This is a genomic window from Arthrobacter sp. B055-34, assembly GCF_059090425.1.
On the sequence record NZ_JBNHFQ010000001.1, the window covers coordinates 572,822 to 587,544 of the forward strand.

General features: G+C 65.2%; 13 protein-coding genes and 1 riboswitch. Of the genes, 8 read left to right on the forward strand and 5 right to left on the reverse strand.

Annotated features, from left to right (window positions below; all coding sequences use genetic code 11):
* Positions 1-3: 3 nt before the first annotated feature.
* The gene (locus AC5RWO_RS02550; protein WP_498729323.1) at positions 4-1,659 is read right to left on the reverse strand and encodes a thiamine pyrophosphate-dependent enzyme; all 1,656 of its coding nucleotides are present in this window, start codon (positions 1,657-1,659) and stop codon (positions 4-6) included.
* A 178-nt stretch (positions 1,660-1,837) separates the two neighbouring features.
* Between AC5RWO_RS02550 and AC5RWO_RS02555 the strand changes: the two genes are divergently transcribed.
* Positions 1,838-3,013, forward strand: coding sequence for a helix-turn-helix domain-containing protein (locus tag AC5RWO_RS02555; RefSeq protein WP_498729142.1), 1,176 nt, complete (start codon positions 1,838-1,840; stop codon positions 3,011-3,013).
* A gap of 77 nt (positions 3,014-3,090) precedes the next feature.
* Here AC5RWO_RS02555 and AC5RWO_RS02560 read toward each other — a convergent pair whose 3' ends face one another.
* Complete coding sequence (locus AC5RWO_RS02560) at positions 3,091-3,567, reverse strand: SRPBCC domain-containing protein (protein WP_498729144.1); 477 nt, start codon at positions 3,565-3,567, stop codon at positions 3,091-3,093.
* Between the two features lie 16 nt (positions 3,568-3,583).
* Between AC5RWO_RS02560 and AC5RWO_RS02565 the strand changes: the two genes are divergently transcribed.
* The 7 genes from AC5RWO_RS02565 to AC5RWO_RS02595 all read left to right on the forward strand — a co-directional run bounded on the left by AC5RWO_RS02565 (position 3,584) and on the right by AC5RWO_RS02595 (position 9,519).
* On the forward strand, positions 3,584-3,910 hold the full coding sequence (locus AC5RWO_RS02565; RefSeq protein ID WP_498729146.1) for an ArsR/SmtB family transcription factor: 327 nt from the start codon (positions 3,584-3,586) through the stop codon (positions 3,908-3,910).
* A gap of 207 nt (positions 3,911-4,117) precedes the next feature.
* The gene (locus tag AC5RWO_RS02570) at positions 4,118-4,936 is read left to right on the forward strand and encodes a class I SAM-dependent methyltransferase (RefSeq protein ID WP_498729148.1); all 819 of its coding nucleotides are present in this window, start codon (positions 4,118-4,120) and stop codon (positions 4,934-4,936) included.
* Positions 4,937-5,211: 275 nt separating this feature from the next.
* Entirely contained in the window at positions 5,212-6,600 is a 1,389-nt protein-coding gene (locus AC5RWO_RS02575; protein ID WP_498729150.1) for an MFS transporter, read from the forward strand.
* Positions 6,597-6,989: a RidA family protein gene (locus AC5RWO_RS02580; RefSeq protein WP_498729152.1), complete on the forward strand. Its 393-nt coding sequence runs from the start codon at positions 6,597-6,599 to the stop codon at positions 6,987-6,989. The genes AC5RWO_RS02575 and AC5RWO_RS02580 overlap by 4 nt, the downstream gene beginning before the upstream one ends.
* Before the next feature lie 3 nt (positions 6,990-6,992).
* Complete coding sequence (locus AC5RWO_RS02585; protein ID WP_498729153.1) at positions 6,993-7,700, forward strand: RraA family protein; 708 nt, start codon at positions 6,993-6,995, stop codon at positions 7,698-7,700.
* A 34-nt stretch (positions 7,701-7,734) separates the two neighbouring features.
* Complete coding sequence (locus tag AC5RWO_RS02590) at positions 7,735-9,000, forward strand: ArgE/DapE family deacylase (protein ID WP_498729154.1); 1,266 nt, start codon at positions 7,735-7,737, stop codon at positions 8,998-9,000.
* A gap of 165 nt (positions 9,001-9,165) precedes the next feature.
* Positions 9,166-9,519 carry a GNAT family N-acetyltransferase gene (locus AC5RWO_RS02595; protein WP_498729156.1) on the forward strand — a complete coding sequence of 118 codons (354 nt, stop codon included), beginning with the start codon at positions 9,166-9,168 and terminating at the stop codon, positions 9,517-9,519.
* A 25-nt stretch (positions 9,520-9,544) separates the two neighbouring features.
* Here AC5RWO_RS02595 and AC5RWO_RS02600 read toward each other — a convergent pair whose 3' ends face one another.
* The 3 genes from AC5RWO_RS02600 to AC5RWO_RS02610 all read right to left on the reverse strand — a co-directional run bounded on the left by AC5RWO_RS02600 (position 9,545) and on the right by AC5RWO_RS02610 (position 14,030).
* Positions 9,545-10,033 carry a hypothetical protein gene (locus AC5RWO_RS02600; protein WP_498729157.1) on the reverse strand — a complete coding sequence of 163 codons (489 nt, stop codon included), beginning with the start codon at positions 10,031-10,033 and terminating at the stop codon, positions 9,545-9,547.
* Positions 10,034-10,172: 139 nt separating this feature from the next.
* On the reverse strand, positions 10,173-12,515 hold the full coding sequence (locus tag AC5RWO_RS02605) for a hypothetical protein (RefSeq protein ID WP_498729159.1): 2,343 nt from the start codon (positions 12,513-12,515) through the stop codon (positions 10,173-10,175).
* Between the two features lie 396 nt (positions 12,516-12,911).
* Complete coding sequence (locus AC5RWO_RS02610) at positions 12,912-14,030, reverse strand: aminotransferase class V-fold PLP-dependent enzyme (RefSeq protein ID WP_498729161.1); 1,119 nt, start codon at positions 14,028-14,030, stop codon at positions 12,912-12,914.
* A 517-nt stretch (positions 14,031-14,547) separates the two neighbouring features.
* Positions 14,548-14,721, forward strand: a riboswitch (cyclic di-AMP (ydaO/yuaA leader).
* Positions 14,722-14,723: the final 2 nt, after the last annotated feature.

Sequence of the window (14,723 nt, forward strand, 5' to 3'; positions counted from 1 at the left end):
TGGTCAGGAATCCGTCCGCGGGGCGCGGGTTTCGGGGTCCTGCAGGACGTGCAGCACGGCGGGCTTGCCGCTGGCCACCGCGCGGCGGAAGGCTGCTTGGAAATCTTCGGTGCGTTCCACCCGCTCGCCGTAACCGCCGTAGGTTTCGGCCCAGGCGGCGAAGTCCGGGTTGGTCAGGTGCGTGCCGGAAGGCCGGCCGGGGTATTCCCGTTCCTGGTGTTCGCGGATGGTGGCGAAGCACTGGTTGTCCACCACGATGGCGATGAATCTGCCGCCGTAACCCACCGCCGTCGCAATTTCCTGGCCGTTCATCATGAAGCAGCCGTCGCCGGCCACCGAGACCACCTGGCGTTCAGGGAAGATCAGGCTGGCGGCCACGGCGGCGGGGATGCCCATGCCCATGGCGCCGTTGCGCGGTGCGGCCAGCGAGTTGGCCGCGGTGTGCTGCAGGTAGCGTCCCGGCCACAGTGCGTGGTTGCCGGCGCCGTACGTGATGACGGCGTCCTGCTCCAGTTCGCCGCGGAGGATCTCCATGCACACACCCATGTCGACGCCGATCCCGCCGTCGGGCCGCGGGGTGGAGTAGCTTTCATAGTCGGCGCGGGCGTCCGCAAGCCAGTTGGGCTCCGGCGCGGTGTTGTAGTTTTGATCGGCGAGCGCCAGGCTGAAGGCGGTCACGTCCGCGACGATGTGCTGGTCCAGCCGGCCGTGGTGGCCGAGGGTATCGCCGGGCATGACCAGCACGGTTTCGGCGGACAGGCCGCGAGTGTAGCCGTCGCTGAGCACGTCCCCGCGTGGGCACCCGATCAGCACCAGCAGGTCCGCCTCGTCCAGCAGCCGTGCGTTGGCGTCGCTGCGGGCATAACCGAGGTAGCCGATGTAGGAGTTACCGCCGTCGAGCACGTGCGGCACGGCGTCATACGCGCGCCAGTCCGCGGCGACCGGTACACCGTGCACTGCGGCCCAGCGGGCCAAGGCTTCGCCGGATTCCTGCGTCCAGCCTTCCCCGCCAACCACGATCAGCGGCCGCCGCGCCTGGGCGAAGCGGCGGCCCAGTGCTTCCAGATCCGCGGGAGCAGGAGCCGTCCTGGCCAGGGCACGAGGAGCAACCGGGGCGCCGCGCTGGACCGCGTGGGTCAGCACATCCTCGGGCAGGCCGATCACCACCGGCCCGGGCCGTCCGCTCAGGGAGGTGTGGACGGCGTCATCGACCACGGCGGCGGCCGAGGCTGCGTCGTCGAGCACCACCACCTTCTTGGCGGTGCTGCCGAACCAAGCGGTGATGTCGAACTCCTGGAACGCTTCGCGGCCGCGGTCCGCCACCGGGATCAGGCCGACAAAGAGGATCATCGGGGTGGCGTCCTGGTACGCGGTGTGCACGGCGATCAGGGCGTTGGCCGCCCCCGGTCCGCGGGTCACCATGGCCACGCCCGGCAGGTCCGTCAGCCGGCCCTCCGCGACGGCCATGAAACCGGCGCCGCCCTCGTGACGGGTAACCACCGTGTTGATCGACGAATCGTGTAGCCCGTCGAGGACGTCCAGGAAGCTCTCCCCCGGCACGCCGTAGACCCGGCGGATGCCGGCGGCCTCCAGTTGGGCGACGATCAGGTGCCCGGCGGAAATCGTGTCCGTCACGGTGGATGTCCGGGTCTCGGTCATAACGCTCACTGCTAATCGTCCTCCACAGGTCTTCGGTGTCCAGGTACTCGCCGCAGTTGCCCTACACAGCTATGTGCAGAACCCGGCGCTCTGGCTGTCGGTCTGTTCCCATGATCGCAGTCGGCCGGGCAGCTGGAACTAGCAATAGCCAACGCTTTATTTCCCCTACACTGTGCTCATGCACACACCCGCTGGCAGTGCCGCCTCATCCCCCGCATCCCGCGCCGACGATGCCCGCTGGGTGCAGCTAGTGCGCGGGCTGAAGGACAAGCTGCCCGGGATGCAGGAGACGTTCGTCGAGCGGGTGCGCGCCATCCCCGAGTACTCCGGGCACGCCGTTTCCGGCGAGGATCTGCAGTCCGCGGCCGCGAAGGCGATCGAGCTGACGCTGGACGCGATGGCCGGCAAGGAGCACTACCCGCGGCTGCTGGAGTTCGCCACCGATCTGGGCAACCGCCGTGCCCGCCAGGGCCTCCCGGCCGAGGCTCTCATCTCCGCCGTCCGGATGGACTTCCCTATCATCTGGGCCACGCTGCTAGAAATTTCGAACAACGACGACGCCGCCCTGCTGGTCAACCGGACCGAGGAAGTCTGGCGGGTGGTGGACGACTACGCCACGGCCACCCACTCCAGTTACCTGGCCGCCCGTGTGAGCATGGCGCAGGAGGAAGCCGGTGTCCGGCAGGAATTCATCTCAGCTCTCTTCGGTGCCCAGGGCCGCCTGCCCGAAACCCGCGATCGGTTTGCCAAGGCCTTCAACCTGAAGCCGGACGTGCCCTATGCCATCGCCGCAGCCAAGGGGCAGCCGGCGGCCGAGCTCCGGAAGGTCGCCTCGGCACCCAACCGAAGCCTGTCCATGTTCCTGCATCAGGCCGAGGAGTACACCTACCTGTTCTGGCCGGAACCGCGCGGCGGCGGATGGCCCGGCGCTCTTGGTGCCGGACTGTCTTCCCTCCCCTGCGGACTGGCTACCGCCGACGCCGGACTCGTGGATCTGGCCGCGGCCGGCCGCATTGCCGCCGCTCTATCGGATCTCGCCGCTCCTGACGACCAGGAGCCCATTACCGTCGAGCGGCACTGGATCAGGCTGGCCCGCGCCCGGATGGATGCGCTCGGCGTGCAGCTCGGCGCCGGGTTGGACGCCCAGCTTGCCGCAGCCCGGCCGGATGAGATGGAGCGGCTGCGCGAGACCGTCTCCACTTTCCTGGCCAATGGCAGCGTCAGCGCCACGGCGGACCAGCTCTACTGCCACCGCAACACCATCCTCAACCGGATGCGCCGCTTCAAGGAGCTGACCGGGATCGACCTGATGGTCCCGGTGCAGGCCGCCCGCGCCGTCATCGCTTGGGTTTGAATCGCATCCTGCCGCATGCAGGCTACGTTCTCACTGTCGGAGCGGCCCCGGTCAGCGGCCCGCCCGGCCAACCGGCATTACTTGTAGAAGCCCTCACGCAGGTTGATGCCGTGCTCGACCCACACCTTCAGCGCCGCGAGCATCCCGGTCCAGCCCTCGCAGTTACCGAAGGCACTCTTCGCCCCCTCCGCTGTGGCCAGCCACGACGACTCGGAAATGGTCACGAGCGTGCGGGTGTCGTCGTCGATAGGCTCTAACTCAAACGTCGTTGTCGTGACACCCTTCTCGCCCGAGGCGGCCTCACCCTCCCACTCGATCACGATGCGCCGGGGAGGTTCCGCAGCTACCACGGTGACCGGGAAGGCACCCGGGAAGTCATGGAAGTCCCATGTGACATCGTTGCCGGGCTGGAGGCGTCCCCGCGCTCCGCCCGTTGTGAAGTACTTCGAGAGCTGCTCGGGGTCGGCGATGGCTTCGTAAACCTCGGCGCAAGGGCGCGAGATGCGTCCGGAGACGCTGAAGGTAAGTTCGGAGAGCTGGGTCGAGGTATTCATGTGATATTTTTACAACATGTCAGCCGTCGATAGCAAGAGGTCGGACGACGATCTCGTATTCAAGGCGCTTGCCTCGCTCACGCGGCGCCGGATGCTCGACGCTCTGAAGCCCGGCTCGTGCACTACCGGCGAACTGTGCGACCACTTTCCCGAATTGGACCGCACCACTGTCCTCCAGCACCTCCGGATCCTGGAGAAGGCCGGCTTGGTGATCGGCCGAAAGGTTGGCAGGGAGCGGCACCTCGCTCTCGCCCCCATGCCCATCAAGCGCATCTACGACCGGTGGATCGGCGACTACGCACGCGCCGCCGTCGACCTGCTGCACCGCCTTGAGGACGGATGATCGCCGTCGTTCGGTTATTGCTCGGCGCCCTACCGCAGCAAGAACCCCGGCGAGATCCTTTCCGCTGGGTGTGAGGCGAGAGGGGACATCTTCGTTTGAAGCGCAACAGGTCCAGCTGTGGCACTAGACGCACACTTTTCCTGGATCGATCCTTGAAGAACCACCTAACAAGGGGTCAGCAAGACCACCGAGAGCTAAGGCAAAGCAATGAGCGATCAAGATGTTCTCAATGGAATCAAGGCAAAGCACCGGGCCATGTGGGCCTTGGGCGACTATCCCACGGTTGCCACGGAAGTGATTCCGGCGCTGGGCCCGGAACTCGTCGTGGCGGCCGGGATCCGCCCGGATGAGCGTGTGCTGGACATTGCTGCAGGATCGGGCAATGCGGCCCTCCCTGCAGCGCGGATTGGCGCTCAGGTCACGGCGTCCGACCTTACCCCTGCGCTGCTTGACGTTGGCCGCAGGCAAGCCGAAGGCGACGGACTGACTCTCGAATGGCGGGAGGCCGACGCCGAGAACCTGCCGTTCGACGATGGTTCGTTCGACGTCGCGATTTCACTCGTGGGGATCATGTTCACGCCCAATCATCAGGCCAGCGCCGACGAACTTGTCCGCGTGCTCCGGCCCGGAGGCAGAATCGGACTGATCAACTGGACACCTGAGGGCTTCATCGGCCAAATGTTCAAGACGATGAAGCCGTACGCTCCGCCGCCGCCTCCGGGAGCACAACCGCCGCCGCTGTGGGGCACGGAACAACACGTGCGGGATCTGCTGGGCGACCGGGTGACAGACGTCGTTGCTCGACGGGAGAAGCTGCTGGTCGATCGGTTCAGCACACCGGAAGAGTTCCGCGAGTTCTTCAAGACCTGTTACGGCCCTACCATCATCGCGTACCGCAACATCGCGGACAGCCCGGAGCGGGTGCAGGCGCTGGACGATGAACTCGCCGAACTGGCGCGGCGGAATGACCTGGGCAACGGCAGGATGGAATGGGAGTATCTGCTGTTCACCGCCGTCAAGAAGTGAGGGCGTGACCCCAGCGCAAAGGTGAGCGCGCCGCCCCAAGCGGGCGGCGCGCCGTCGTCGTTGGTTGAAAGGAAGTAGTTGGCGGGAAGGGAAGGGCGAGGCTGGAGCCGGTGTGCAAGTGCCCAATGTGCGGCCGCTAAACGTGTGTGGATCTTTCTTGTGACGCCCGCCACTCCGCGGGGATAGTGGTCTGCACAACCAGCTTGTTCCGCACCGCAGGGCGAACATCAGAGCCGCCCGGCGCACCTTCATCCCTTCCTCATTGGAGCTTACGAATGTCTTCTGCAGCCACGCGAAGCGCTTCGACAAGTGCACGACTCGACCGCGCAAAGATGCGCAAGATTTCCACCGCCAGCGTCATCGGCACCACCGTCGAATGGTACGACCTCTTCCTCTTCGGAACGGCGTCCGCACTGGTCTTCAACCGAATCTTCTTCCCCGAGCTCGACGGCGCCATCGGCACCCTCCTCTCCTTCCTCACCTTCGCGTCCGCCTACCTGGCCCGCATGGTCGGCGCCATCCTCTTCGGCCACTTCGGCGACCGCGTGGGCCGCAAGTCCATGCTGCTGATCTCGCTGATCGCGATGGGCGCGGCGACCTTCGCCATCGGCCTGGTGCCGGACTTCAATACCATCGGCATCGCCGCTCCCCTGCTGCTGCTGACCCTGCGCCTGATCCAGGGCCTGGCCCTGGGCGGCGAATGGGGTGGTGCGGTCCTGATGACCGTGGAGCACGCGCCGGAAAACAAGCGCGGATTCTACGGCTCCATGGTCCAGATCGGCGTGCCCGTGGGTACCTTGATTGCCAACGTGGCCTTCCTGCTAGTAGCCGCCAACCTCTCCGAGGCCGACCTGCTCAGCTGGGGCTGGCGCGTACCGTTCCTGCTCTCGGCCGTCCTGGTGGGCGTGGGCATCTACATCCGCCTGAACATCGAAGAGACCCCGTCCTTCCAGAAGGTCCGCGAGACCGGTGCCAAGGCGAAGATCCCGTTTGCCGACCTGATGCGCAAGTACTGGAAGCAGGTCATCCTCGGCGGCGTCGCCACCCTCTCCACCGGCAGCACCTTCACCCTGCTGGTCGCCTCCGGCGTCAACTACGGCACCACCGAACTGGGACATTCCAGCGACACGATGCTCTGGGCAGTCATGTTCGCCTGCGTCCTGGCCTTCATCGCCATCCCGTTCTTCGGCCGGCTCTCCGACCGCGTGGGCCGCAAACCCATCATCTTCGCCGGTGTGGCCGCCGAGGCGCTGCTCGCTTTCCCGATGTTCTGGCTGATGGACACCGGATCCGTGCCGCTGATGTTCGTAGGCTACGGCCTGATGATGCTGGCGTTCTCCGCCAACTACGGCCCGATCGCCACCTTCCTGGCCGAGCTGTTCGGCTCCAAGGTGCGCTACTCCGGCCTGTCCGTGTCCTACATGCTCTCCGGCCTGCTGGGTTCGGCCGCCACCCCGGCCATCACGGTGGCCCTGCTCGCCGCCACCGGCCAGAGCTCCTCCATCGCCTGGTACGTGATGGGTGCCGCAGTGCTGTCCCTGGTTGCGCTGTACCTGCTAACCGAGACCCGGCACGGCAACATCGATGCCGTTGAGGCAGCCCCGTCCAGCGAGAGCGTTGACGCTCCGACCGGCTCGGTTGAGAGTGAAGAGGTTGCCCGGTGACCATCCGGCGCATCCACGCGGCCCCCGGCTCAATCGAACCGGTGGGCCCGTACTCACAGGCGGTCGTCGCCAACGGCTTTGTCTTCACCGCGGGCCAGGTGCCCGCCAAGACCAGTCTGGAGGACCAGCCGGACACGTTCGCCGAGCAGGTCCGCCAGACCATCCGGAACCTGGAGGCCGCGCTGATCGAAGCTGGCTCCGGTCTGGAACACGTGGTCAAGGTGAACACGTACTTGACCGAACCGGATCAGTTGGCCGAATACAACGCGGTCTACGAGGAATTCTTCGGCCCCCACAAGCCGGCCCGCACCTCGGTGTGCGTCAGCTTGTGGGGCGTAAGCCTGGAGATCGAATGCGTGGCGGCAGTGCCCGCACAGGAGGAGAAATAACCCATGGAAATGTCCGCCACCGGAACCCTCGCAGCCGGGACCCCGAGCCAGCCGGCCGAGCTGCCGCAATGGCAGGAGCTGCAGGAGCTGCCCGAACTGCTTGACCAGCTTCGCAGCGTCAGCTTCCCCACCTTGGGCCACTTCCTCGAGGAGGGATTCTGCTCCTCGGAGATCCGCGCGATCGTGCCCGGTGCCCGGATGGTGGGCATTGCTTCCACAGCCCGGATTCCCGACGCCGATGCGGTGGCGGTCAACCACGCGCTCCTGCGCCTGCAGCCCGGCGAGGTGCTGGTGCTGGACATGGACGGCGACCGGCAGCACGCTCCGGTCGGCGCGGTCACCGGTGCCGCCGCCCGTGCCCGCGGCGCGGCCGGCATCCTGGTGGACGGCCCGGTGACCGACGTGGTGGAACTCAATGAAGCGAACGACGGCGGGGCGTTGCCCGTGTTTGCCCGCGGCACCACCTGCCTCACTACCAAGCGCCACGCGTCCGGCCGAGCCCAGTTCGGCGTCCCCGTGAGCGTCGGCGGTGTCACGGTCCGGCCGGGCGACATAGTCCTCGGTGACGACAACGGAGTGGTGGTGCTGGCACCCGAGGTGGCAGCCGCCGTCGTTCTTCAGGCGGTTGAATCCGACGCCGCCGAACCGAATATCCTCAGCCGGATTGCTGCCGGTGAGCCGCTCGAAAGGATCCTGTACCTTGGCCAGTAACGCGCCTGCGCCAGGCTCGACCGAAGGAGCAACCATGCCGGATCCGGACATCAGACAGCGCATCCTGGCCGCCGTCGACACCGCCTTCGACGAGCAGCTCGCGTTCACCGCCGAGCTGATCTCCGAACCCTCGCTGCGGGCGGACGAGGCCGACGCACAGGACCTGCTCTACCGGGCAATGGAGTCCCGCGGCCTGGAGATGGACCGCTGGGAAATCGACTCGGAGGAACTACGCAGCCACGTCGGCTACGGCCCGTCCACCGTGTCCTACGAGAACAGCGTCAACGTGGTCGGCACCTACAAACCACGGACGACGGCGGGGCGCTCGCTGATCCTGAACGGCCACGTGGATGTGGTGCCCGCCGGGCCCGAGGACACCTGGTCCCGCTCCCCCTGGCACGCCGAAATGAAAGACGGCTGGCTCTACGGACGCGGCAGCGGCGATATGAAGGCCGGACTGGTGGCCAACCTCTTCGCGCTCGATGCCGTCCGCGCCGCCGGGCTCGCGCCGACCGCCGAGATCATCGTCCAGTCGGTGGTGGAGGAAGAGTGCACCGGCAACGGTTCGCTGGCCGCGCTGCTGCGAGGCTACACCGCCGACGCCGTTCTCATTCCCGAACCGGAAGAGAACATGCTGGTCAGGGCCAATGTGGGCGTGCTCTGGTTCAAGGTGCGGGTGGCCGGCGAGCCCACCCATCCGCGCGAAATGTCCACCGGCTTCAACGCGATCGACTCCGCCTACACAGTGATGGCCAGCCTGCGGAAGCTGGAGGAGAGGTGGAACGAGCAGCGCGTCTCGCACCGCTACTTCGAGAACCTTGAGCATCCGATCAACTTCAACTTCGGCAAAATCGTGGGCGGAGACTGGCCCTCGAGTGTGCCGGCTTGGTGCGAGATCGACGTGCGCGTGGCCATCTACCCAGGTACGACGGCGGACCAGGCCTGGCAGGAACTGCAGGATTGCCTCGACTCCACCGGGCTACCGGTGACTGCGACTAAGACCGGCTTCTACTCCGAGGGCTACGTGCTGGAGGAAGGCTCCGACGCCGAAGCGGTGCTGGCCGGTGCCCACCGGGAGGCCTTCGGCGAGGAGCTGCAGAGCTTCACCACGCCGGGCTACCTGGACGGGCGGGTGTTCACCCTCTACGGCAACACTCCTACCTTGGTCTACGGTCCGGTCTCCGAGGCGATCCACGGTTTCGACGAACGTGTGGACATCGAGTCCGTCCGCCGGATCACCAAGGCCATCGCCCTGTTCATTGCGGAGTGGTGCGGCGTGGAGGAGGCTCCGGCAGCCTAAGATTTCGGGTCACGGCTTTATCACGACCTGCGTGTCAGGGCTTAGTCGGAACAGCATTTTGACCTCGAAAGAACAGAAACCAGCTCTCTGTGTTGCATGAGGGATAGTAAGCATGCTTGGCTTCAACTTGAAGCAGGATCAATTCTTGAACAGAGGAGAGATGGCATGCAGGTAATCACCAATAACTTCGGTGCTTCCCAATACGACGCCTATGTGGACGGAGCGGTGGCAGCGTCACTGCACTACCAGATCCAGGATGGCGAGATGTGGCTTCTCTGGACCACCGTGAGCGACAGCTGTGAGGTCGAAGGCCTTGCCCAGCGCCTGATCCGCGACGTCCTCGCCGATGCGCACAGGAGGCGGCTGGCCGTGCGCCCGTTCTGCCACGAGGTCCGCAAGATCATCTCGGCGCACCCCGTGTATCTGAAGCTGGTTCCGGCCAACGAGGTCAGGCGCCTTCACCTGACTGCCGTTCCCACGCCAAAGGAAACGAAGGAGCTGGCGACCGCCGCAGCCTGACCGCTTTTGCTGGTGCGGGTTCGTATTACACGGAACCCGCACCCGGTTGCGGAAGGCCAAAAGCGGCCAGGTCTGAGACCCATTTCGGCGTGGCCCGGCCCAGGCGCTTGTCAGTGGTCACGCACAGACGCGCCGCGTTGGTCTTGACACAATGGTCTTCCCCATCCCGCTCCGGTAGCGCTTTGGGCACTGTTGCTTCCTGCAGGGGCCGGATGGCTGCCGTGGCCAGGATTTCTATTTCCTCATCTGTGGCCAAATGGCTTTTTGCCAGCAACGCCAGCACACCAAGCCCGGTCGCCTTGCGCTCCATGTCGGCGGATAAGGAAGCGTCCAGCGCCCATTGCGCGCGCGACCACCACTCGGAACGGCGGTCCGCGAGGGACCGCGCCTTCAACGCCTGCCAAGCAATGAAACCCGCGACGGCGGCCGCCAGCAACGTGGCCAGCGGGCCCAAGGCCTCAAGGACGTTCCACCATTCCGACTGCTGGACAATCACTGCATCCGGTACCGTCATAGGCTCATCCTAGAGCTTGCGGCAGTCTGCGCCCGGTTCCAAAACCGCCCCATTCAGCGAACACGCTTGAGGCCGTTGCCAGCCATGGATGCCGGCAACGGCCTCAACCCATAAGGCCCTATGAATTGGGCTTGGTAACTCAGCCCGTCTTACGACGGCGTGAGAAGACGGTAGCCGCGGTTCCTGCTGTCATCAGCAGGAGTGCCGCCGAAATCAGTCCGATGGATTCCGTGCCGGTCATGGCCAGGCCACCTGTCTGCGGGTAGACGACGGGTGCCGGTTCGGGGTTCGGTGCCGGTGGTTCTGCCGGCGCAACCGGAGGCTCCTCCTCAGGGTTGGCCGGCGGTTCTTCCGGTTCCGGAGCCGGCTTGGCCGGAGTCTCCTCGTCCGGGGCCTCGACCTCGGCGCAGGCTTCGGCGGAGTACTTGCCGTTGAGCAGGGCCTCGTTCAACAGTCCGGTACCTTCATCTTCTTCCAGCCGGCAGTCCAGCTGGTCCTCCGAGGCGTCGGAGTCAACCACGACGCGTGCCCAGACGATATAGAGGTCCGTGGAGTCGGGCTCAATGCCGCGGCCGTCCGCCAAGGTGGTTGTAGCGTCCACTTCGGGATCCGCCCAAACCCCTTCCTCGCCGTCGTTATCCCTAATCCATTCGGCATTGGTGACCCTGATGCCGTCGCCGAACTTCAGCGTGTCGGTCAGGTCGTAGTCGCGCCAGGCGATCTTGGAATTGTTGGTCACGCTGACTTCGTATTCGATTTCCCAGATGCCGGCGCCGACGTCGATCGCCTCGTAGGCGGTCTTGTCGACGTGCAGCCCCTCGGGGTCGAGCGAGTTCTCGATGACGCAGCGGATGTCCTGGCCGTACGACGGCGTGATCTTGTCGCCGTCCTGGTAGACCTTGCCTTCCCCGTAGACCAGTTCGCAGACCCAGTCACCGGCTGAGAACTCTTCCTGGCCCTCGAAGTCTGCATCCTCGGCAAGGGTGTAGGTGACGTCCGGGTCCACGCTGCCGCTCACCCAGGAGGTGCCTTCAAGCGTGGGCTCATCGTCGCCCTCCGCGGTAGCGGTCAGCGTCCACTTCTCCGCGTAGTCCCAGTAGTCCTCGGGGTCGATGTCCTTGGCCAGGGTGAGGTTCTGTTCACACTCCACATGGTTTACCACGGTGAAGGCGCTGTCCTTGTGCTCGAGCTGCCGCTCGCCGAGGCCCTGCCGGTCCTCCACCCAGCAGCCCTCAGGGACAGTGACTTCCTCTTTGAGGTAGACATAGTCGCCCTTGTAGAAGTCTGTGTACTGCGTGCCCCATTCTGCGTCCGCGGCTTCCTCACTGTCCGGGCTGAGCTTGAGCCAGGCGTCGAAGCCATCCGGCTGCTTGCCGTGGTTGAAGTACTCCCCGTCGATGACCCACTGTTTGTCCACTTCGAGAGTGGCGCGGTACTTAGGCGCGTGCGGGATGTCGGCACAGGCTGAATCGGCGTAGTTGCCGTCCACGTAGATCTTGTTCAGCAGGCCGCCGGAATAGCCGTCCTTGCAGGTCAGCTCATATTCGGGGGTTTCGTCTGCAACCTTGACTGTGGCATACACATGGTAGAAATGGCTCTTGCCTTCGCCCAGTTCGACATCGTCGTCCTTGCTGACGAGTTCGGCCGTGTTGCCTTGGAATTGGTTTTCCTTGTTGCCCTTGCTCCAGGTAGCCCTCTCGACCTCGATGCCTTGGCCGAACGAGAGCGTGTCCGAGAGTGTGTATTCCTCTTCGTCCTTGTAGTCGCCGTCGCCGTTGGGCTGGTTAAGTACCTGGATGGTGTAGCTGATGTACCAGCGACCTTCGGACTCGTCGCCGAGGGCCTCCACCGAATTGGCCCTCTTGGTGGCGACGATCGGGCTGGCTTCGTCCTCGTGTTCGCCCTCTTCGTGCTCGGCTTCTTCTTCGTCTTCACCTTCTTCTTCGTGCTCAGTCTCGGCTTCTTCGTCCTCGACCTCTGCTTCCTCGGTCTCTTCCTCGACCTCGGGCACTTCGTCTTCGTGCCCGGCCTCATCGTCGCTCCCTGCAATCGCGGCCAGAGGTGCGGCGGGCTGGTTGGCCGGCGCGGCAGCCTGGGCGACCGGGGCCGGGGCGGATTCCTGGCCGGGGGCGGGCGCCGGTTCAACGGGCTGTTCGGCTGCCGGTTCAACAGGTTCGGGGGCCTCCTCGGCTTCAGCTTCAGCCGGCTCGTCTGTTCCCTCCGCGGGGTCTTCCGTTCCGGCCAGTGTGGCTTCGGCAGGGGCCGCCTCGGCCAGCCCCGCGATCTCGGTGGCTGATTCCGGTGACTCTGCTCCGCCGTCGTCCGCCAGAACCGGCAGGGCCAGGCCGGCCGACATGAGCGTGCCGGCGGCCACCGCGGCGAGTCCTCCGCGCAGCCGCCTCACGGCGTCGCGCCTCTTCGGGCGCGCTTCCTTGGGCGGTTTCGGATTGGACGCCGCTGACTGCGCTGGCTTGTCTGTCATCTTGTTCCCCCAAAAAAGGCCGGCACACGTCGGGTGCCGGTGCAGGTGCGAGTGTCGGACCGTCTCCCCTGGTCCGTTATTGCCGTGAGCGCCCATGCGGACGCTGCGGCAGCCCGCTCCCCAACGGGCTGCCGCACGCGCAGTCCCTCATAAAGAAAACTGCTTCCCCCAGGGTCCTCGCCATTGAGAACCCGCTCCGCTGCCTTCGTGCCCTGACAGCCGCCGGCAACGGAGGCGGTGGTGGCTGCCAAGTACGGCTAGCCTAGGCGAGGGGTTAGTGCGGGCGCTAGGGATAAACGTTGCTTTCGGCCGGATCAGCGCGGTTTTCCAAGGTATTTGCAAGGTCTCTGGACGAGTTTCGGTGGCAGACATGAGTAGCGGTCTGCGAACCGACGCTCAGACTCGTCCGATCAAATCGGCCACGAGGTCGAGCTCTTCCTCCAGGTTGTAGAAATGCAGCGACAGCCGGATTCTGCCTGCACGGACAGACGCCACCACGTTGGCTTGGCGGCACCGTGCCATCACAGCCTCGGTGTCGGTCACCGGGACAGAGACGATAGTAGAGCGGTGCTGCTCAGGGAAGGGGCGGAAGGCAGTGCAATGTGTGGCCAGCGCGTTCTGTAAGTAACTGGCAAGCTGGGCGTTGCGCTCGAGCAGGGTGGTGATCCCGAACCGGCCGAAGAGGCCAAGCGCCGCCTGGTCGGCCAGGGCAGGAAACCAGGCCAGTGAGACGTCGAGCTTCGACGCCGACTGCGACAGATCCATGTCCGGACCATAGAAGCTCTCGAGCGGCATTCGGGCAGCCTTCCAGCCCGGAACGATGGGCCGGAGTTGCTCCAGCAGTCCGGAGCGGACATAAAGATAACCCATGCCCCTCGAGCCGAGTAGGAACTTATGGCTGGCCGAGGCGAGGAAGTCAATGCCATCACGCGCCACGTCGAGCGGTACTGCACCGGCGGCCTGGCAGGCGTCAACGAAGAACCAGGCACCGGAGCGGGCGGCTATCCCGCTGAGCGCGGCCAAGTCGGCCCGGTAGCCGTTGGCCGAGTTCACCGCACTCACCGCAATTAGGCGGGTACCGCCGTCGGCAGCGTGAGCGTAAGCTTCGGCCGCCACGATGTCGGAGTCCGGCGCCAGGGTGCGGACCTCGTATCCGCGCTCCCGCAGCAGGAGCCAGGAAAAGTAGTTCGAAGTGAATTCGTCCTCGGCGACGACGACGTTCTCGCCGCGCTTCGCGGGAGGCAGATTCGCGGCCACGATCCCTGCGGCTGTACTCACCGCCGGCACGATGGCGATCTCATCGACGTTAGCGCCGACAATCTTCGCGAACATGACGCGGGCATCTTCCCCCGCCTGCTCAGCTTCCCTCCAATCGAACCGGCCAGTGGACCAGCGTTCGACCGCCTGTTCATAGGCGGCCCGGGCAGGGGCACAGCCCACGTTCATGGAGGCAGTGTTGAGGTAGATGGTGTCCTTGAGCCCGGGGAAAAGCTGGCGGATGTCGGCGGCGTGCATGGCTGGAACCACCCTTCATGCCGGTCGGCGTCCTCGCCTGAGTCCAGACGCGGGGTCACCAAGTAGGACAACCATCTTATGGCTGGCTGCGCTGACGGAACCAGTGCCTGCGGCCTTCCCTGAGAGCCCGACCGGATTCTACTGTCCGATGCGTGCGGTTCCTTCGTCCGGCACTTCAGTCACGGTCACGTGGCCGGGGTCGAGGTAACCGCGTTCCAACCGAGGAAATCCGGCGCGGCTTCACGACGATCGGAAGTTGATGGACCTGACCAAAAGCTCTGCCTTGGTCAGGTCCATCCATCCCGTGCCTTGGGGAGGTGGCATGCGCTGGGATGACTAATTCAGCCTAGGTTCCAGTAATTCGACACGCCAGAGTTTGGTGAAAAGATTCATCTTCCAATGGGTGACCACAAACACATGTCACGAGTTTGTAACGGTTCAGCGCGCTCGATACGTTTAATCGCGCCATGGCCCTAGGCAAGGGTTGTGGCCGGGTCCGCACGCCGAGCTCTGCCAGCGTACCTGTCCGTTCAAATTCACTGGCAGAGGTGGAGGAACCAGAAGTGGCGCCAGCGGCGCCTTGGGGTGAAGTGCGGCTAGTTGTCCGCAGCGTTCTGCTGCGGTCCCGGCCGGGCCGAGATGCTCCGTCTCGAATCCGACAGCTAACTTCGCAGGCGTGTAGAGAGGAATCCC